Annotated in this window: 16 protein-coding genes; 9 read left to right on the top strand and 7 right to left on the bottom strand. The window is 42.2% G+C overall.

Annotated features, from left to right (window positions below):
• Positions 1 to 157 precede the first annotated feature (157 nt).
• From HC723_RS08200 to dnaA, 7 genes are all read right to left on the bottom strand, one after another.
• Positions 158 to 592, bottom strand: a complete 435-nt coding sequence (locus tag HC723_RS08200; RefSeq protein ID WP_153445506.1) for an Hsp20 family protein — start codon at positions 590 to 592, stop codon at positions 158 to 160.
• Between the two features lie 263 nt (positions 593 to 855).
• Positions 856 to 1,587 carry a dipeptidase PepE gene (gene pepE / locus HC723_RS08195; protein ID WP_190338728.1) on the bottom strand — a complete coding sequence of 244 codons (732 nt, stop codon included), beginning with the start codon at positions 1,585 to 1,587 and terminating at the stop codon, positions 856 to 858.
• Between the two features lie 102 nt (positions 1,588 to 1,689).
• The gene (dcuC, locus tag HC723_RS08190) at positions 1,690 to 3,081 is read right to left on the bottom strand and encodes a C4-dicarboxylate transporter DcuC (protein WP_190338727.1); all 1,392 of its coding nucleotides are present in this window, start codon (positions 3,079 to 3,081) and stop codon (positions 1,690 to 1,692) included.
• Between the two features lie 359 nt (positions 3,082 to 3,440).
• Complete coding sequence (gene gyrB / locus HC723_RS08185; RefSeq protein WP_190338726.1) at positions 3,441 to 5,861, bottom strand: DNA topoisomerase (ATP-hydrolyzing) subunit B; 2,421 nt, start codon at positions 5,859 to 5,861, stop codon at positions 3,441 to 3,443.
• Between the two features lie 18 nt (positions 5,862 to 5,879).
• Positions 5,880 to 6,959, bottom strand: coding sequence for a DNA replication/repair protein RecF (gene recF, locus HC723_RS08180; protein ID WP_153445498.1), 1,080 nt, complete (start codon positions 6,957 to 6,959; stop codon positions 5,880 to 5,882).
• A 35-nt stretch (positions 6,960 to 6,994) separates the two neighbouring features.
• The gene (gene dnaN / locus HC723_RS08175) at positions 6,995 to 8,095 is read right to left on the bottom strand and encodes a DNA polymerase III subunit beta (RefSeq protein WP_153445496.1); all 1,101 of its coding nucleotides are present in this window, start codon (positions 8,093 to 8,095) and stop codon (positions 6,995 to 6,997) included.
• Between the two features lie 42 nt (positions 8,096 to 8,137).
• Complete coding sequence (gene dnaA / locus HC723_RS08170; RefSeq protein ID WP_153445495.1) at positions 8,138 to 9,547, bottom strand: chromosomal replication initiator protein DnaA; 1,410 nt, start codon at positions 9,545 to 9,547, stop codon at positions 8,138 to 8,140.
• 459 nt (positions 9,548 to 10,006) lie between these two features.
• Here dnaA and HC723_RS08165 point away from each other — a divergent pair, with 459 nt between their 5' ends.
• The 9 genes from HC723_RS08165 to rsmG all read left to right on the top strand — a co-directional run bounded on the left by HC723_RS08165 (position 10,007) and on the right by rsmG (position 19,826).
• On the top strand, positions 10,007 to 11,752 hold the full coding sequence (locus tag HC723_RS08165; RefSeq protein ID WP_153448087.1) for an ABC transporter ATP-binding protein/permease: 1,746 nt from the start codon (positions 10,007 to 10,009) through the stop codon (positions 11,750 to 11,752).
• A 338-nt stretch (positions 11,753 to 12,090) separates the two neighbouring features.
• The gene (gene rpmH / locus HC723_RS08160) at positions 12,091 to 12,225 is read left to right on the top strand and encodes a 50S ribosomal protein L34 (protein WP_017024264.1); all 135 of its coding nucleotides are present in this window, start codon (positions 12,091 to 12,093) and stop codon (positions 12,223 to 12,225) included.
• Positions 12,226 to 12,271: 46 nt separating this feature from the next.
• The gene (gene rnpA, locus HC723_RS08155) at positions 12,272 to 12,595 is read left to right on the top strand and encodes a ribonuclease P protein component (RefSeq protein WP_233282246.1); all 324 of its coding nucleotides are present in this window, start codon (positions 12,272 to 12,274) and stop codon (positions 12,593 to 12,595) included.
• Positions 12,562 to 12,819 (top strand): membrane protein insertion efficiency factor YidD, encoded by a 258-nt coding sequence (gene yidD, locus HC723_RS08150; RefSeq protein WP_153448085.1) that lies wholly within the window; start codon positions 12,562 to 12,564, stop codon positions 12,817 to 12,819. Before rnpA ends, yidD begins: the two co-directional genes overlap by 34 nt.
• Before the next feature lie 2 nt (positions 12,820 to 12,821).
• Positions 12,822 to 14,468: a membrane protein insertase YidC gene (gene yidC / locus HC723_RS08145; protein WP_153448084.1), complete on the top strand. Its 1,647-nt coding sequence runs from the start codon at positions 12,822 to 12,824 to the stop codon at positions 14,466 to 14,468.
• A gap of 322 nt (positions 14,469 to 14,790) precedes the next feature.
• The gene (gene mnmE / locus HC723_RS08140) at positions 14,791 to 16,152 is read left to right on the top strand and encodes a tRNA uridine-5-carboxymethylaminomethyl(34) synthesis GTPase MnmE (RefSeq protein WP_190338725.1); all 1,362 of its coding nucleotides are present in this window, start codon (positions 14,791 to 14,793) and stop codon (positions 16,150 to 16,152) included.
• A gap of 183 nt (positions 16,153 to 16,335) precedes the next feature.
• Entirely contained in the window at positions 16,336 to 16,779 is a 444-nt protein-coding gene (gene mioC, locus HC723_RS08135) for an FMN-binding protein MioC (RefSeq protein ID WP_190338724.1), read from the top strand.
• A 501-nt stretch (positions 16,780 to 17,280) separates the two neighbouring features.
• The gene (gene mnmG, locus HC723_RS08130) at positions 17,281 to 19,176 is read left to right on the top strand and encodes a tRNA uridine-5-carboxymethylaminomethyl(34) synthesis enzyme MnmG (protein WP_153448081.1); all 1,896 of its coding nucleotides are present in this window, start codon (positions 17,281 to 17,283) and stop codon (positions 19,174 to 19,176) included.
• Complete coding sequence (rsmG, locus tag HC723_RS08125) at positions 19,173 to 19,826, top strand: 16S rRNA (guanine(527)-N(7))-methyltransferase RsmG (protein WP_153448080.1); 654 nt, start codon at positions 19,173 to 19,175, stop codon at positions 19,824 to 19,826. The genes mnmG and rsmG overlap by 4 nt, the downstream gene beginning before the upstream one ends.

Below are 19,826 nucleotides of genomic sequence, written 5' to 3'. Positions count from 1 at the left end.
TCAATCTCAACATTCTAAACACCACTTGTTAACAATTGGTCACAAAACATGTGATATCAATCATTTATAAAAAAAACACCGCTAAATAGTTTTGTTTCAAGCATAAAAAAGGGTGCAATCTGCGCACCCTTTATTCCCGCTTAAAATAGGATAAATATTAGCTTTCAATCAGTTTTTGACCATTTATCGCAATCTTACGCGGCTGCATCGCTTCTGGGATTTCACGTTCGAGATCGACATGTAATAAACCATTTTCCATGGTGGCGCCAATCACTTTAACATAATCCGCTAATTGGAATTTACGCTCAAAATCACGCTCTGCAATACCTTGATAAACGTAGTTTTTATTTTCATCGGCTTGACGTTCACCACGCACGATTAACATATTTTCTTGCTGAGTGATATCAAGCTGCTCATCAGCAAAACCCGCTACCGCCATCGTAATACGATAATGATGTTCGTCTTTTTGCTCGATATTATATGGAGGGTAACCGCCGGAGCTATTCTTGGTGTTGTTCGATTCCATTAGGTTAAATAAACGATCAAAACCAATGGCATTACGGTATAGGGGGGCAAAATCTACATTACGCATAAGACTATCCTTTTATATTAAGCAATAGTGGTAGCTCGCATTTCAATATGAAAAAGCAGCTATTTTTAACTTGCTGTGTTCTCTAACTTACAATGCTTATTGGTAACCCTAACGGCGAAACTCAATAAACGATCTCAAACGACCCTAGTGGCATCGTCTTCATAAATATATATAAGGATACGGACGATCACTTTCAAGCTTTAAAGCAAAAAAAAAGCACTTTCAGATAGAAAGTACTTTTCAGGATTAGAGTAATAGAGGGTTTAGCAGCCTCTTTCCATTAAGAATTGAATATCAGATCCAGCTTCAAAATATTGTGGCTCTTGCTTGTTAGCAAACAACTTCATTGGTTTACCATTAGCCGCAGAGTAAGACAACTTACCATCTTGAATATGCAGTAACGTCCCTTCAGGGATGCCCGCCACCACTTGATGTGGGTTCATTAATAAGTACTCTTCAATACGCTCATCACGAGTTTCACCCATGTGCCCTTCCATTGTTGCTTCAATGTAGTGCGGGTTAATTTGGAATGGTACAAAGTTTAATGAGGTTAAAATCGCTGCGCTGACGATTGGCATATCATTGGTGGTACACATGGTTGGCGCGGCAATGTTGGTACCAGCGCTCCAGCCAATGTAAGGCTTATCTTGTTGTAGTACCGCTTGACGAAGTGGACCCACTAAACCTTTATCATGCAGCATTTTATTTAATACCCAAGTGTTGCCACCGCTCACCAAAATACCATCGGCCTCTTGCAGAGCTTTGACCTGATCATCGGCGCTTTCAATATTGGTGACTTTACAGCCAAATTTACCAAGACCCGCTTGCAGTTGTTCGGTGCGCTCTTGGTAATCACCACGGATCATCGCGTAAGGGATAAATACAAAGTTTTTTGCCCCTGTGCGTTTTACCATAGCTTCAATCCAGTCCAGACCAAACTCAAGTAGTTGAGTATTACCAGGTAATTTACCATTGCTAAATAGCATGATATCCATAATGACTCCTAAATCTAAATAATGTAATGATCATTGAATTTGAAGTTGCAGCCTATTACTACAACCTCAGAATTTAAGTATAAGAAAAGCATCAGCAAAGAATTAAAAACTTAATATGCTGACTAAAACAGAAATCACAATACCACCCAACATCGGGATGGCGGTGCGCTTGGCTAAATCGAACGGCGAGACATCGGCCACCCCGGCAATCGCCACCATATTCGGCGCAATTGGTGAAATGTTACGGCTCATGCCAGCAACAAATTGCATAGGAAGAAGCATCATCACTGGTGCGATCCCCATTTTACCTGCAATTTCAGGTACAAGGTTAGCAAATGAGAAGAAAGCAGCGTTGCCAGACCCCATTAAAATAGCCGATACCATAATGATTAATACCATCACAATCGTCATTAACACGGGGCTAAAACCGGCATGCTCTGCTGCATTAACAATCGTGTTAATAGCACCAATCGATTTTAGACCTTCAGCAAAGGTTTGACCGGCCACAATAAAGGTCACCACATTAGCAAATTGACGACCCATACCATCGAAGAAATATTGGATAGATTCCACTACCGCTTTGGCATTACCACGACGGATAAATTCAAAAATCAGCGTGATAAAGAGCGACACAAACATCGCGGTGGTCACATCCATAGTAATAGAGCTGATCACCAATTTACTGAAAGTGAAAATCAATACTAGCGGGATCACCGGAAGAATCGCGTAGATGGCTGGCGCTTTTGGTTTTTTATCTTCTTCAAGATTAAGCGTTTCAGCTTCGGCTTCTGCAAGGTGCATGTGCTCACTGGCAATATGACCATCTCTTACATCCATAGTTTTTTGCACAACCATGTGTAAAACAGCGATCACGGTTAGCGCAGCAAATGCGACTAAGATCTGATAATGCACCACATAATCAACCACGTTGATACCAATAATGTCGGCAGCAAAGTTAACGTTACCTTGACCAGGACCCATTTCAACCGCCACGGCAGTTGCGATCGGTGCACAAGCGGATAAACGGCTTAAACCAACACTGCGCATTAATGGGTAAAGCGTCACCATCAACAATACCCCAAGCCCTGAAGCACTGGTAATGAAGATAGATAGGAACTCACCGATAATGAAGCACATCGCCATAAATAAATACGGCATGTGTTTAATTTTGGCTAATGGTCGAGTTAAGAAAGTAACGAGAGATTCTGAAGCACCAATTTCATGCATATAAATCGCAAAACCTGCGATTGCCATGATTTTTAGTCCCAAACCGGCACTTTGACTAGAAAAAGTATTAGTAATAAATTGGAATATATCGAGCCATTCTGAACCGGTAGATTGTTCGGCAGGAAGTGGTACTGTACCGTGAATTAAAATGGCAGCGATCATTAACACGATACCACCAGCAATAAGAACCGCCTGTGCTTTGTATCCTTTAAGGACACAGGTTGCGACACAAACCGTCACAATTAACGCAATTATAATAGATAACATATAGCTTGTTTTTCCTTGGCTATATCGTCCTTGAATCCATAAATATTGTGCTTTGAAATCCAATCAAAGCGGTTATGACACCTGTCAATAACACCGCACCCACAATAGAAAAAAAACCTTATTAAACTTTTGATGTGACACACTCTTTAGGCGTTTTTTTTCGCAACCTTAGTTCTCTTTTATTTCAGTGCTGTTTTGTGACTTATCTCCTCGACCTTATATCAATCTCTACTCTTTTTTTGGCTATCAACAATGCCGCTAGAGCCGAGTTTTATCGCCATTAGATTAGCACATAGTATTAAAAAACCCTCGACATCACTGGCGAGGGTTTTGAGTGTTGATTTAACTAAAGGTATTTTCTATACGTCTAGGTTAGCCACTTTCAATGCGTTGTCTTCGATGAACTTACGACGAGGTTCAACTTGATCACCCATTAAGGTGGTAAACAATTCATCCGATGCGACTGCATCATCAATGGTGACTTGCATCATACGGCGAGTTTCAGGATCCATTGTGGTTTCCCAAAGCTGGTCAGGGTTCATTTCACCTAGACCTTTGTAACGCTGTAGTGAAAGACCACGACGAGATTCTTTGATTAACCAATTAAGCGCTTCCACAAAAGTCGATACGCTTTGAGTACGTTCGCCACGTTTAACGTAAGCACCCTCTTCAATCAAGCCTTCTAAGCTTTCAGAAAGGTCTGCTAAACGGCTGTATTCTTTCGAGTTCAATAAATCTAGAGAAACCACATATTCATGGGTCACACCGTGAGTACGCACCACAAGTTTCGCTAAGCTTACGCCCAACTCTTCGTGCTTTTCAACTTCAAGCGTGTATTGGCTTGCCCCTACTTCTTTGGCATTAAGTTGCTCAACCAGAGTTTGACCCCAAGCTTGAACTTGCGCCGAGTCTTTACTCATTTCGGCGGTAAGACGTGGGGTGTAAATCAACTCTTGGATCATCGCATGTGGGTAACGACGACTCATACGTTTGATAAGCTTCATGCCTTCATTGTATTGAAGAACCAAAGCTTCAAGCGGCGCACCCGCCAGCGCTGGAGCATCAGCATTAACGTACAAACCTGCGTTATCAAGTGCTAGGCCAGCTTGGTACATTTCCATTGCGTCTTCATCTTTAATATATTGCTCTTGCTTGCCTTTCTTCACTTTGTAAAGTGGCGGTTGAGCAATGTAGATGTAGCCACGCTCGATAAGCTCTGGCATTTGACGGTAGAAGAAAGTCAAAAGCAAAGTACGAATGTGAGAACCATCGACATCGGCATCGGTCATGATGATGATGTTGTGGTAACGCAATTTATCTGGGTTGTATTCATCACGTCCAATACCACAACCTAATGCAGTGATAAGAGTCGCCACTTCTTGTGAAGACAGCATTTTATCAAAACGTGCTTTTTCAACGTTTAGGATTTTACCTTTCAGTGGCAAAATCGCTTGGTTTTTACGGTTACGCCCCTGCTTGGCTGAGCCGCCAGCAGAGTCCCCTTCCACAATGTAGAGTTCAGAAAGAGAAGGATCTTTTTCTTGGCAATCCGCTAGCTTACCTGGCAAACCGGCTAAATCTAATGCGCCTTTACGACGTGTCATATCACGCGCTTTACGAGCCGCTTCACGCGCGCGCGCTGCATCAATAATTTTGCCACATACAATTTTGGCTTCGCTTGGGTTTTCAATTAAGAATTCCGATAGCTTTTCACTCATTGCCGACTCAACCGCTGATTTCACTTCAGATGAAACTAGCTTATCTTTGGTTTGGCTTGAGAATTTTGGATCCGGCACTTTCACGGAAACGACGGCAGTTAGACCTTCACGAGCATCATCACCCGATGTCGCCGCTTGAGCTTTCTTGGAGTAGCCTTCTTTGTCCATGAAGTTGTTCAGGGTACGGGTTAACGCCCCACGGAAACCAGCTAAGTGAGTACCACCATCGCGTTGAGGAATGTTATTGGTGAAACAGTACACCCCTTCTTGGAAGCTATCGTTCCATTGCATGGCAACTTCAACCGTAATGCCGTCTTCTTCACGTTCATGGTCAAAATAGAAAATCTTTTGATGCACCGCCGTTTTATTGCGATTTAGATGCTCAACGAAAGCACGGATGCCGCCTTCAAACATAAAGTGATCCGATTTATCAATTTCACGCTCATCATTTAAGCGAATCGATACACCTGAGTTTAGGAATGAAAGTTCACGTAAACGCTTAGCTAAAATATCGTAATGGAATTCGATGTTAGTAAAGGTCTCTTCACTTGGCCAGAAACGAATACGAGTGCCTGAATCTTCTGTGCTACCAATCACAGCAAGCGTTGCAGCCGGTACACCATGATTATAAGTTTGCTGGAAAATCTCACCTTGACGCTTAATGGTCAATTCGACTTTTTCAGATAAGGCATTAACAACGGAAACACCAACACCGTGCAAACCACCCGATACTTTATACGAGTTATCATCGAATTTACCACCAGCGTGAAGTACCGTCATGATAACTTCTGCGGCTGAAACGCCTTCTTCTTCGTGCAATTCGGTTGGAATACCACGGCCATCATCACTAACAGAAACTGAGTTGTCTTCGTGAATGGTGATAATGATATCGGAACAATGACCCGCTAACGCTTCATCAATTGAGTTATCGACGACCTCGAAAACCATATGGTGCAGACCAGTACCGTCATCGGTATCACCGATATACATTCCTGGACGTTTACGTACGGCATCTAGCCCTTTAAGTACTTTAATACTCGATGAATCGTAAGTGTTCGACATGTATTGTTCTCGCCTTAATTATCCTTGCTCTATTTTGCCATGTTCCACATGAAACATCCTGCTATTTTCACTTTGCATTTCAACAATGTGACTTGCAGTAATAGAGCTTATAAAAACCTGTGCCTGCGTCTGCTTTAAATACTGTGCCAGACGTGTGCGACGTTGACTATCTAGTTCTGATGCAAAGTCATCAATTAAATAAATACACTGTTTGTCGGTCGCTTGGCTTAAATGTTGGCCTTGCGCTAATCTCAGCGCACACACCATTAATTTTAACTGTCCGCGTGACAAAATGTCTTCTACCGGTGTAGCGGCAATCTTTAGTTTTAGATCAGCTTTATTGGGGCTACTAAAGGTGTAACCGAGCTGCTGATCACGCTCAAAATTAGTTTGTAAACTGTCTGCGAATGGGGTGTCTTTATCCCATCCCCTATAGTACTGAATTTTCACTTCAAATTCAGGTAAAAATACCGCGCAAATTTGTTCGGCAATCGGCTTAAGCTGTGCAATGTAATCGGCGCGCCATTGACTTATTGTTTCGCCTAACTGTGCCAACTCTTGATCCCAATAACTGAGCTCTTGATAGCTGCGCGCAGTCTTTAATAGAGCATTGCGTTGCTTCATTAAACGCTTGAAACGAGCCCATGCTTGATAGAAATGAGGTTGAGTATGAAATACACCCCAATCTATAAAGGCACGACGAAACTTAGGCCCTTCGGTTAACAGTTCAAATCCTTCGGTATGAATTAACTGCAGCGGTAGCGTTTGAGCAAGTTGGGCAATTTTTTGTCCACCTTGACCGCCAATTTTGACTTCGCTGCTGCCATCGCGCTGTTTGTTGATCCCAATTGGCAATTCATAGTCATCGTTATTGATAAAGCGACCATGCACAAACAGTTCACTATTCTCATGTTGGATCACACGACCGGTTAAATTGGTGCGAAATGAACGGCCATGACCTAATAGGTAAATGGCTTCAAGCACGCTGGTCTTACCACTACCATTGGGGCCGATAAGAAAATTAAAGCCTGATGATAGTTCGAGATCACAGGCTTTAATATTGCGAAACTGTTGAATGGCTAAACGCACTAAAGGCATAGATTAACCACTGATTTTACTAAAAATTCGCATCATTAAAGTCGAATTGGCATCACAACGTACATAGCGGTTGTATCATCTACGTTTTCAATCAAAGCACTGGCATTGGCATCACTTAATGACATACGTACCGTTTGGCATTTAAGCGTGTTTAAAATATCCAATACATAGCTTACGTTAAAGCCAATCTCTAACGGTTCGCCTTGATAATTCACATCGAGGTTTTCTTCCGCTTCTTCTTGCTCTGGATTATTTGCAGTAATGCGCATTTCAGCGCCGGCTAGATTGACTCGCACACCACGGAATTTTTCATTCGATAAAATAGCCGCACGTGAAAATGACTGACGCAAAACATCACAATCGGCTTCTAAGGTTTTGGTGGTTGTTTGCGGCATCACGCGACGATAATCAGGAAAGCGACCATCGACTAACTTAGAAGTAAAAGTAAATTCATTTACATTGGCGCGAATATTGGAGCTACCAATTTGCAGCGTGACATTTTCATCTGGGCGATCAAGTAACTTAATTAATTCCAGTACCCCTTTACGCGGCACGATCACTTGCTGTTGGCTAAACTCACCAACGAGAGCGGTTTCAGATACCGCCATACGGTGACCATCGGTGGCAATTGAACGTAAGGTAGTGCCTTCAATTTCAAACAACATGCCGTTTAAGTAATAACGTACATCTTGGTTGGCCATTGAGAATTGGGTTTTTTCGACTAAACGACGTAATTCATTTTGAGTAATCGTTACTTGCGCATCACTTTGCCAATCTTCAATATTTGGGAAATCAGTCGCAGGCAGCGTGGTTAAAGTAAAGCGGCTGCGACCCGATTTAAGCAATAAGCGATCGTTTTCATAAGTAATGTCGATACGAGCATCATCGGGCAAGCCGCGACAAATATCTAAAAACTTACGTGAAGGAACGGTGGTGCTACCCGGTTCAAAATGATCGCTTAACGCCAAGCGGCAAACTAGTTCTACTTCCAGATCGGTGGCGGTAATCGATAATTCGCCATTTTCAACTTTAATCAACAAGTTACCAAGAATAGGTAAAGTCGAACGGCCGCCTAAAGCGCCAGAGACTTGTTGTAGTGGTTTTATCAGTTGGCTACGTTCAATGGTGAATTTCATGATCTATTCTAACTCGCAAATGTGATAAACAATGGTGAAAAATTAAGACGATAAAGTACGGATTAAGTTGGAGTAATCTTCTTTTATATCATGGCTTTCTTCACGCAGTTCTTTAATTTTACGGCACGCATGCAATACCGTTGTATGATCTCGTCCACCAAAGGCATCGCCAATTTCTGGCAAGCTGTGGTTGGTTAACTCTTTTGATAATGCCATCGCCAATTGACGAGGACGCGCGACAGAACGAGAACGACGCTTAGATAATAAGTCAGCCATTTTAATTTTGTAGTATTCCGCCACCGTTTTTTGAATATTGTCGATGGTGACTAACTTTTCTTGCAACGCCAATAAATCTCGCAATGCTTCACGCACAAAATCGATGGTGATTGGACGGCCGGTAAAGTTCGCATTGGCGATCACGCGGTTTAATGCGCCTTCCAATTCACGTACATTCGAACGTAAACGCTTGGCAATAAAGAATGCCACTTCATCGGCTAAGGTAATTTGATGATCTTCGGCTTTTTTCATTAAGATCGCCACGCGAGTTTCTAGCTCTGGCGGTTCGATCGCAACGGTTAATCCCCAACCAAAACGAGATTTCAAGCGATCTTCTACTCCGTTGATCTCTTTTGGATAACGATCGGAAGTTAGGATGATCTGTTGATTACCTTCTAATAATGCGTTGAAGGTATGGAAGAATTCTTCTTGCGAGCGCTCTTTATTGGCGAAAAATTGAATATCATCGATCAATAAGGCATCAAGGCTACGGTAGTAACGTTTAAATTCTTCGATGGCATTATTTTGTAGCGCTTTTACCATATCTTGCACAAAACGCTCAGAGTGCATGTACACCACGCGCGCATCGGGTTTGCTTTCTACAATCGCATTTCCCACCGCGTGCAACAGGTGAGTTTTACCCAAACCTGTTCCGCCATATAAAAAGAGTGGGTTATAAGATACGCCAGGATTATCCGATACCTGTTTGGCAGCCGCTAAACCGAGTTGGTTTGATTTACCCTCAACAAAGTTATGAAACTTATGCTTAGGGTTAACGTTTGATCTGTGATTAACATCTATCACGACTTCACGTTGTCCGGTATCCCACGATTTATTTAATGGGCGGCTTTGCTGAACTTGTGCCGGTCCTGACGATTCAGCTGCCACATCGGCGGCAGTGCGTTTTGGACGCGCCACTGGAGCATGAGTCGGCTTACTGCCCACTTCAAAATGCAAGTTAGGCGTATCAGAGCCACAGAATTCTTTTAGCAAACGATTAATGCTATTGAGGTATTTATCACGAACCCAGTCGAGCACAAAACGGTTCGGTGCAAATAGAGTGAGTGTATTGTCATTAAGTTCTGCTTGAAGTGGACGAACCCACATACTGAACTCAGTGGCGGGAAGCTCTTCTTGAAGTTGTTGCAAGCACTGCAACCATAGCGAAGACGACACGGAAACCTCACACGAAATGAAATGATCTTAAAGGAAGGTAATTCTACATCCCAACTCACAAGATCACCAGTAATAGATCCTGAGATCAGTGAATAAGATCTCAACTTATTCACAGTTTTTGGGCAGTAATGCTTTTTTTATCCCAAAATTAGTGATCAATTGTCAATTGATGAGTTAATAACTGTTAATAACATAAAAGTTATCCCCAATCTGGATCTTTTCGTTATCAAGCATTGATTGCCTAATTAAAACTACTGATCACACCTTATCCCATGATTATCCTCAGTCATTCATTCTTCGGTTGAACTCAGTTGTGGTTTTCTGGTCTGTTAATAGTCAATTATCATTTTATTAAGCATAGATTTGGCATAACTATCTGATTACAATCCCCTCTTCGATTGTATTCATTCATTATTAACATCCTCATTTAAGGATACCTTTAGAAAGGAATAAAGCATTATGATCAGCCGATCATCTTTTCGTTTAACCTCGAAGCATTTTCTTGGCAAGGTTTGGCAGCTGTCTAAACCTTATTGGCAATCAGAAGAAAAAGGCATCGCATGGGCGTTATTAATTGCCATTATTTGCTTAAACCTTGGCATGGTATATATGTCCGTTATTCTCAATAAATGGAATTCTGATTTTTATAATGCCCTACAGCAACTCGATAAAGACGCTTTTACCCATCTAATACTTAAATTTTCGCTGATCGCCGCCATTTTTATTGCGATTGCGGTGTATCGAATTTACCTCAATATGATGTTGCAGTTGCGTTGGCGCCGCTGGTTAACTAATGCCTATTTTTCTGATTGGCTAAGTGATCGATCGTTTTTTCAATTAGAACTGGGACAAACAGATTCCGATAACCCCGATCAACGTATTGCGGAAGATATCGATCAGTTTACCAGTGACACATTAAGCCTTTCATTAGGGTTATTAAATTCGGTGGTCACACTCGCCTCTTTTATTACCATTTTATGGGGCTTGTCCTCTCCGCTTACTTTCCATCTATCTGGCCATGCAATCACCATTCCCGGTTTTATGGTTTGGGCGGCGTTAGCTTATGCTGTTGTCGGCAGTTTTATTATGCATAAAATAGGTAAACCATTAATTAATCTTAATTTTATGCAACAAAAGTTTGAAGCGGATTTTCGTTATTCTATGGTGCGTTTACGAGAAAACTCGGAAGGTATCGCTTTATATCAAGGCGAAGCGAAAGAACGCGATCAACTTGAAACCCGCTTTAGTCATGTATGGAAGAACACTTGGCAGATCATGCGTAAACAAAAGCAGGTGGTGGGTTTTAATAGTGGTTATAACCAAATAGCGATTATTTTTCCGCTGATGATCGCCGCCCCAAGCTTCTTTTCTGGCGTGATAAAACTAGGCGGGTTGATGCAAATTAACAACGCCTTTGGCCAAGTGATGGGGGCGGTCAGCTGGTTTGTCGATTCTTATGCCAACCTCGCCAGTTGGAAAGCCAGTGTCGATCGTTTAACAACTTATAATGACGATATGCACTTAACCAAGACTCAAGTTCAACAAAGTGAATTAAGCGTTACTGCCAATCAGGATAATAAATTAACCCTGCACAATACCAAGATCACCTTACCGACAGGCCAAGTGATCAGTCAGATAGAGGATCTCAGCTTAATTGCGGGTCAACACACCTTGATCAGCGGTAAATCAGGCATTGGTAAGAGTACCCTGCTCAAAATCATTGCTGGCATTTGGCCTTATTCATCTGGTCAGGTTAGCACGCCGCAACATTGCTTGTTCTTGCCGCAAAAACCGTATTTACCGATAGGTTCGCTGCGTGAGGTGTTGTGTTACCCCAATGTCGAGCTTAAAGCCGATGATCAACGCTTAAAGCAGTTATTAAAAGACTGTCACTTAGAACAATTTAGTCATGATCTCGATTGTAGCCAACACTGGGCACATATTATGTCGCCGGGTGAGCAGCAACGTATTGCGATTGTGCGCGCTTTGGTTCAGCAACCGGATTGGCTATTTCTAGATGAAGCGACCTCTTCTTTGGATGAAACAACCGAAGCAGCGATGTATCAATTGCTCAAGCTGCAACTGCCAGATACCACTCTTGTTAGTATTGCTCATCGCGCGAAAGTGGCGGATTACCATCTATATCATTTGCATGCAGAGTCGATTGAAGGGCAAATCCAGTGGCAATTTAGTCCACAGCTTTAATTATAATGATCAAGGCTAAATAATACGCGAAAGCGAGAAGAACAAAGCTATACTAAGCACCAATGGCTTGTATAGCTTTGTATATAAGGTGTGAGTAAAAAATGATCTTAGGATGATCCTTGCACTTGTTAATAGAAACCGTATAATCCGCACACAGATTTTTAGGCCAATGGTTTTTTTATTCAGCACAAAAATACTGTTTAATAAGCCTCGTAACCATTGACTATTTGCGAGTCAATGATTACAATTCCGCCTCTTTGTTGAGAGGTGTCGGATAAAACATCTCACACCGGGTTTAACAAGAACCTATAAACTACTGATCAGTAAAGGTAATTACCATGAAACGCACTTTTCAACCTACTGTTCTTAAACGTAAACGTACTCACGGCTTCCGTGCTCGTATGGCTACTAAGAACGGTCGTAAAACAATTAATGCACGTCGTGCAAAAGGCCGTAAGCGCCTTTCAAAGTAATTCTTGAATTATTTTGACTAAGTCTACTTTTACTCGGGAGTTACGTTTGTTAACTCCCGAGCATTATCAAAACGTCTTTCAGCAAGCTCATCGAGCAGGCTCCCCTCATTTCACTATTATCGCTCGCAATAATACACTCTCCCATCCAAGACTTGGATTAGCCGTTCCCAAAAAACAAATCAAAACCGCCGTTGGTCGTAACCGTTTTAAACGTATCGCTCGTGAAAGTTTTCGTTTACAACAACACAATCTACCTGGTAAAGATTTTGTGGTAATTGCAAAAAAGAGTGCTCAAGATTTGAGTAACGAAGAAGTTTTTAAAATATTTGAGAAGTTATGGCATCGCCTGTCTCGCCCTTATCGTGGTTAGCTATTGGTTTAATCAATCTGTATAAAGGATTGATCAGCCCTTTAATTGGCCCTCGATGTCGATTTACGCCAACATGTTCCACTTATGCTATTGAAGCAATAAAGGAACATGGTTGTGTAAAAGGGTGTTGTTTATCAGGCAAACGTTTATGTAAATGCCATCCTTTACATGCTGGGGGATATGACCCTGTCCCACCAAATCAAAAACACGACAGAGAAAAATAACAATGGATTCTCAACGTAATATTCTGTTAATCGCTTTTGCTTTAATCAGTTTTTTGCTGTTCCAACAATGGAACAACAAAGACAATCAGCCCGTACCTGCTCCGGTACATCAGGCTCAAACTGATACTAGTTTGCCGAATGACCCAGCCCAAGTAGCGGCTGATCCATTATCTTCTCAGCATGCGAAAACGCTTCCTGCCGCGAATACGATTAAAGTTCACACTGATGTGTTGGATCTTGAAATCAACCCTGTCGGTGGTGACGTTGTTTCAGCGAAATTAAATCAATACGCCGCTGAACTAAAAACGAAAGATTCTTTCGTTTTACTAAAAGACACACCAGATCATGAGTATATTGCTCAAAGTGGTCTAGTTGGCCCACAAGGTTTTGAAATGAGCGGCAACAAACGCCCACATTATCAAACCAGTGCCGAGTCTTTTGCTTTAGCTGATGGCCAAAAAGAATTACGCATTCCATTAACCTATTCAGCTAATGGCATCGCATACACTAAAACCTTTATCATTAAGCGTAACAGCTATGCGGTTGACGTGGTTTACAGCATTAATAACCAATCGGGCCAAGATGCGACGGTCGGTATGTATGCGCGTTTACGTCAAACTATGGTTAAAGGCGGTGGTCACGTTGGCATGCCAGTTTATACTGGTGGTGCATTCTCAACCTCTGATACCAAATACAAAAAATACAAATTTGATGAAATGAAAGACAAAAACCTAGATGTCAAAATTACTGACGGACAAGGTTGGGTTGCGATGTTGCAACACTATTTCACTTCAGCTTGGATCCCACGTGACCAGAAAAATTCAGTGCTTTACTCTCGCGTAAGCGGTGATGTGGCTGATATCGGTTTCCGTACTGCGAACAAGGTGATCCCAAACAACCAAACATCGGAACTTAAAGCGACGCTTTGGGCTGGTCCTAAACTTCAAGATCAAATGGCGGCAACAGCCCCTCACCTTGACTTGGTAGTGGATTACGGTTGGTTATGGTTTATCGCAAAACCACTTCACTCATTGCTTTCATTTATTCAAAGCTTTGTAGGTAACTGGGGTATCGCGATTATCCTACTGACGTTTATGGTTCGTGGTGCAATGTACCCACTGACTAAAGCTCAGTACACTTCAATGGCTAAAATGCGTATGCTGCAACCAAAAATTGCCGCTATGAAAGAACGTTGTGGTGATGACCGTCAACGTGTTAGCCAAGAAATGATGGCGATGTATAAAGAAGAGAAGGTAAACCCACTTGGTGGTTGTTTCCCTATTATTCTTCAAATGCCTATCTTCATTGCACTTTACTGGGCATTGATGGAATCGGTTGAATTACGTCACTCACCATTCTTTGGTTGGATCCACGATTTATCTGCGCAAGACCCGTACTACATCTTGCCAGTATTGATGGGTATCTCAATGTTGATCATCCAGAAGATGAGCCCAACAACCGTTACCGATCCAATGCAGCAGAAAATGATGATGTTTATGCCACTTATCTTCATCTTCTTCTTCTTATGGTTCCCATCTGGTTTGGTTCTTTACTACCTAATGTCGAACATCGTGACCTTGGTACAACAAACGTTGATCTACCGAGCACTAGAGAAAAAAGGCTTACACTCTAAGAAAAGCAAAAAGTAATCCTTAGAGCGAGTAACCAATAACACGAAGGCGACCTCTATGGTCGCCTTTTGCTTTATCTAGATTTAACCGATAATCTATTTATACCAATTCCGTAAATTTAATGATCGTTCAAAATTGAGTACAGAGAAAAGTGTCAAAGGCCATGGATGGCCTTTTCTCAAGCGACCAAGGATGGATCAGCGCCTTTTCGGCGTATTCAAATTGAACAAATATTAAATGAAATTGGTATTACGCCCATTATCGTTAATATCTAACCAACAATATGGATAGAACCGTATTGGGTATTATTATTTCATTTTCATCTTTCATTGGTTTTATTATGACAACAGAGACAATCGTAGCTCAAGCCACCGCCCTCGGTCGAGGTGGTGTCGGTATCATCCGAGTATCAGGACCAAAAGCCACACAGGTTGCTCAGGAAGTACTGGGGCGAGCGGTGAAACCACGTTATGCCGAATACTTACCGTTTAAAGATGAAGATGGTAAACAGCTAGACCAAGGCATCGCGCTATTCTTCCCTAACCCACATTCCTTTACCGGTGAAGATGTATTAGAACTACAAGGTCATGGCGGCCCTGTGGTCATGGATATGCTGATCCGACGCATTTTAAAAATTGAAGGTATCCGAGCTGCCCGCCCAGGTGAATTCTCTGAACGCGCATTCTTAAACGATAAAATCGATTTAACACAAGCCGAAGCAATTGCGGATTTAATAGATGCCAGTTCAGAAGAAGCGGCCAAATCTGCGCTTAATTCTCTGCAAGGTGAGTTTTCTGGCCGCATCAATAAACTGGTCGATTCATTGATCTACTTGCGCATTTATGTCGAAGCGGCGATTGATTTTCCAGAAGAAGAAATCGACTTTTTAGCCGATGGTAAAGTCAGCAGCGATTTGCAAGCCATCATAGATAATCTCGCCGCAGTGCGCAAAGAAGCCAACCAAGGTGCCATCATTCGTGAAGGTATGAAAGTGGTTATCGCTGGTCGTCCTAATGCCGGTAAATCAAGCCTATTAAACGCATTATCAGGCAAAGACTCCGCTATTGTGACCGATATTGCAGGTACCACCCGTGACGTGTTACGCGAGCATATACACATCGACGGTATGCCATTGCATATTATTGACACTGCGGGGTTACGCGAAGCCTCCGACGAAGTGGAAAGAATTGGCATCGAACGCGCATGGGAAGAAATAGCCCAAGCAGATCGAGTGCTATTTATGGTCGATGGCACCACCACAGATGCCACTGATCCTAAAGAAATTTGGCCTGATTTTGCCGAACGCTTGCCCGACAATATAGGCATGACAGTGATCCGCAATAAAGCCGATCAAACGGATGAAGGACTGGGGATTTGCCATGTTAATAATCCGACCTTGATCAGCCTATCAGCCAAAACTGGTCAAGGTATCGATGCCTTGCGCGAGCATTTAAAATCTTGCATGGGCTTTGCTGGTGGTAATGAAGGCAGCTTTATGGCGCGTCGTCGTCACCTAGAAGCACTGGATAACGCCGCTCAGCACCTAGACATAGGTCAGCAGCAACTTGAAGGTTATATGGCAGGAGAGATCTTGGCAGAAGAGCTTAGGATCACTCAGCAGTACCTAAATGAGATTACGGGTGAGTTTAGTTCAGATGATCTTTTAGGCCGTATTTTCTCGTCTTTTTGTATTGGTAAATAAGCCAAATAAAGACTAACAGCCCCTAGATTTATCTGAAAAATAGCCTTTAATATCCCGTGTTCAACAGTGGTTGAGCGCGGAATTTTTTTGCTTATTGGTCCACGAATTAACAATAATAATTCGCAATTTCCTCGCCAAAATTCTACTATTTCCGCTTATTTATAAGTGATACCAAGGAACGTTATGATCCACATTATTACCGGAAGCACACTCGGTGGTGCCGAATATGTCGGCGATCATTTAAGTGATATTCTGATCGCACAAGGGCTACAAACTACCATCCATAACCAACCAAAGCTGTCTGAAATAGAAGCAAAAGGGATCTGGTTGGTGATAACCTCAACTCATGGTGCTGGCGATTATCCTGATAATATTCAACCATTTATCGATAGCTTGAAAACAGCACCGCCTCGTATGTCTGAGGTTTCTTTTGCCGTTATCGCAATTGGTGATTCCAGCTACGATACCTTCTGTGGCGCAGGTAAAGACGCCAGAGCAACGCTATTAGATATTGGTGGAAAAGAGCTTTGTCCAGCGTTAGAAATAGACATATTAACCACTTCCGTCGCTGAAGATCCGGCTGAAGAATGGCTCAATCACCACCTTAATGCCTTCACTGATAGCTAAAAAGGCCGCTATTTTTTACTACGATTCCTGTTTATGACCAAGTTTGTGATACCACATCTTGGTCATTTTTTACTTTCAGGTTGTTCATTAGTAAACTGTTTGCTCAAAAAACATCCAAACGGCGTGTGCATAAGTGGGTCTTTATCCTGTGTTTCTAACCTTGTTATCCACTTAATAACTTATAAAAAAGATCGCACTGTGGATAAGTAGCTATTTTGATCCCAGCTAATACCCAAAAAGATCCAAGCTAGATCACAGGAAAGGATCCTTCTAAACTCCATGATCTTTAAGATCATTTCTCGGTTATCCCCAAGATCGTGCTTGCTTAATAATAGATCTAATAAAAGATCTATATAAAGATCTTATATATATTAAAGCCTTTGAGCCCTTTATTTAATTAGATAAATAGATTCTTTCTTCCCTTGAAAAAAGGTAGAATAGCGCTCCATTTATTTATCGATCATTAAACGGATGATCATCAATTGAACTCGAGGTCTGATCATGTTTTATCACGAAAACTTTGACGTCATAGTCGTCGGTGGTGGTCATGCAGGAACGGAAGCTGCGTTGGCATCAGCACGCACCGGTCAAAAAACATTACTGCTTACTCACAATATCGACACTTTAGGCCAAATGTCTTGCAATCCTGCCATTGGCGGAATTGGCAAAGGACACCTAGTCAAAGAAGTGGATGCTTTGGGTGGATTAATGGCTCAAGCTATTGATAAATCTGGTATTCAATTTAGAACGCTTAATGCCTCTAAAGGTCCAGCAGTACGAGCAACTCGAGCTCAAGCCGATCGATTATTATATAAAACCGCAGTACGTCAAACACTTGAAAATCAACCGAATTTAACCTTGTTCCAACAAGCGGTTGATGACTTGATCGTGGAAGGATCGCAAGTGGTTGGGGTTGTAACTCAAATGGGGCTTAAATTTAAAGCTCAAGCTGTGGTGTTAACCGTAGGGACTTTCCTTGGTGGTAAGATCCATATTGGTTTAGAAAACTTTTCTGGTGGTCGGGCTGGGGATCCACCCTCGATCGCCTTGGCCAATCGACTGCGAGATCTTCCATTTAGAGTTGATCGTCTTAAAACCGGTACGCCACCTCGTATTGATGCGCGTACGGTTGATCTTTCTCGCCTTGAGCAACAACATGGTGATACCCCGATCCCTGTTTTTTCGTTTATGGGAAGTAAACAGGATCACCCTGAACAAATTCCATGTTTTATTACTCACACCAATGAAAAAACCCATGATGTGATCCGTAATAACTTAGATCGTAGCCCAATGTATTCTGGGGTTATCGAAGGCATTGGTCCACGCTACTGCCCATCGATTGAAGATAAAGTGATGCGCTTTGCTGATAAAAACAGCCATCAGATCTTTATTGAGCCGGAAGGACTGACTACCACAGAATTATACCCAAATGGTATTTCGACCAGTTTGCCATTCGATGTGCAAGTGAAAATTGTTCAATCCATGAATGGTTTTGAGAATGCTCAGATCATGCGTCCAGGTTATGCGATTGAATACGATTTCTTTGATCCGCGTGATTTAAAACAAAGTTATGAAACCAAGTTTATTAATGGCTTGTTCTTCGCGGGACAAATTAACGGTACCACGGGTTATGAAGAAGCGGCAGCGCAAGGCTTAATGGCCGGCCTGAATGCGTCCTTGTATACCCAAGGCAAAGAGGCTTGGAGCCCACGTCGTGACCAAGCTTACATGGGCGTGTTGATCGATGATTTATCCACTATGGGCACCAAAGAACCGTACCGTATGTTTACCTCTCGCGCCGAATATCGTTTGTTATTGCGCGAAGATAATGCTGACTTACGTTTAACCGAACAAGGTCGTGAGTTAGGTTTGGTCGATGATGCTCGTTGGGCGCGTTTCAATCAAAAAGTTGAAAATATCGAACAAGAACGTCAACGTCTCAAAGATATTTGGGTTAATCCAAAATCTGAAAATATTGAACAATTGAATCAACTGTTAAAAACGCCGATCACGCGTGAAGCGAATGGTGAAGATCTTTTACGTCGTCCTGAAATGACCTACGATAAATTAACCAGCTTAGAAGTATTTGCGGCGCAAGTCGATGATCAACAAGCCACTGAGCAAGTTGAGATCCAAGTGAAATATCAAGGCTATATTCAGCGTCAACAAGACGAAATTGATAAATCACTGCGTCATGAAAACACCAAACTGCCATTCGATTTAGATTATTCGGTGGTGAAAGGTTTATCCAATGAAGTGGTGATGAAGTTAAGCAATGCCAAACCAGAAACTATCGGTATTGCATCGCGCATTTCAGGTATTACTCCAGCCGCGATTTCTATTTTGTTGGTGCATTTAAAGAAACAAGGCCTGTTAAAAAAAGGTGATGCGGCATGAATCGCAATTTAATCAATAATAATTTACGCATTAAGCTGGATTCATTATTGTCTCAAACCGACTTAGTGGTCAGTGAATTACAGCGTGACCAATTGGTTGGTTATGTCGTGATGCTGGATAAATGGAATAAAGCCTACAACCTGACATCGGTGCGTAACCCTATGGATATGTTAGTCAAACATATCCTAGATAGCGCCGTGGTTAGCCCTCACTTGGTTGGATCCCGTTTCATTGATGTGGGTACAGGCCCAGGTTTACCTGGTATTCCACTGGCTATTTTAAACCCTGAAAGTGACTTTACGTTGCTCGATAGTTTAGGTAAGCGAATTCGTTTTATTAAGCAAGTTGTGCATGAACTTGCCATCACCAATGTGACGCCGGTGCAAAGCCGTGTAGAAGAATTCGATCCTGAGCAAGGTTTTGATGGCGTGATCAGTCGTGCTTTTGCTTCCATTACTGATATGGTTGAGTGGTGTCATCACTTACCTAAGCAAGATAGTGGTATTTTCCTTGCGCTAAAAGGTCAATTGCCTGAAGATGAAATCGATCAATTACCCGCACAGTTTGCCGTGATTGAAGTTAAGGTACTGCAAGTTCCAGAGTTAGAGGGTGACCGTCACTTGGTCTTGTTGGAAAAACGGGCATTATAA

Source organism: Vibrio sp. S11_S32 (genome assembly GCF_014694465.1).
GTDB classification, from domain to species: domain Bacteria; phylum Pseudomonadota; class Gammaproteobacteria; order Enterobacterales; family Vibrionaceae; genus Vibrio; species Vibrio algicola.
The sequence above is the reverse complement of the archived record's forward strand: the minus strand, read 5'-3'. Positions and strand labels throughout refer to the sequence as shown.

What these genes read in the sequence shown, in the direction of transcription:
- HC723_RS08200 (WP_153445506.1), bottom strand. Translation starts at nt 592, where the DNA reads ATGCGTAATGTAGATTTTGCCCCCCTATACCGTAATGCCATTGGTTTT.
- pepE (WP_190338728.1), bottom strand. Translation starts at nt 1,587, where the DNA reads ATGGATATCATGCTATTTAGCAATGGTAAATTACCTGGTAATACTCAA.
- dcuC (WP_190338727.1), bottom strand. Translation starts at nt 3,081, where the DNA reads ATGTTATCTATTATAATTGCGTTAATTGTGACGGTTTGTGTCGCAACC.
- gyrB (WP_190338726.1), bottom strand. Translation starts at nt 5,861, where the DNA reads ATGTCGAACACTTACGATTCATCGAGTATTAAAGTACTTAAAGGGCTA.
- recF (WP_153445498.1), bottom strand. Translation starts at nt 6,959, where the DNA reads ATGCCTTTAGTGCGTTTAGCCATTCAACAGTTTCGCAATATTAAAGCC.
- dnaN (WP_153445496.1), bottom strand. Translation starts at nt 8,095, where the DNA reads ATGAAATTCACCATTGAACGTAGCCAACTGATAAAACCACTACAACAA.
- HC723_RS08165 (WP_153448087.1), top strand. Translation starts at nt 10,007, where the DNA reads ATGATCAGCCGATCATCTTTTCGTTTAACCTCGAAGCATTTTCTTGGC.
- rpmH (WP_017024264.1), top strand. Translation starts at nt 12,091, where the DNA reads ATGAAACGCACTTTTCAACCTACTGTTCTTAAACGTAAACGTACTCAC.
- yidD (WP_153448085.1), top strand. Translation starts at nt 12,562, where the DNA reads ATGGCATCGCCTGTCTCGCCCTTATCGTGGTTAGCTATTGGTTTAATC.
- yidC (WP_153448084.1), top strand. Translation starts at nt 12,822, where the DNA reads ATGGATTCTCAACGTAATATTCTGTTAATCGCTTTTGCTTTAATCAGT.
- mnmE (WP_190338725.1), top strand. Translation starts at nt 14,791, where the DNA reads ATGACAACAGAGACAATCGTAGCTCAAGCCACCGCCCTCGGTCGAGGT.
- mioC (WP_190338724.1), top strand. Translation starts at nt 16,336, where the DNA reads ATGATCCACATTATTACCGGAAGCACACTCGGTGGTGCCGAATATGTC.
- mnmG (WP_153448081.1), top strand. Translation starts at nt 17,281, where the DNA reads ATGTTTTATCACGAAAACTTTGACGTCATAGTCGTCGGTGGTGGTCAT.
- rsmG (WP_153448080.1), top strand. Translation starts at nt 19,173, where the DNA reads ATGAATCGCAATTTAATCAATAATAATTTACGCATTAAGCTGGATTCA.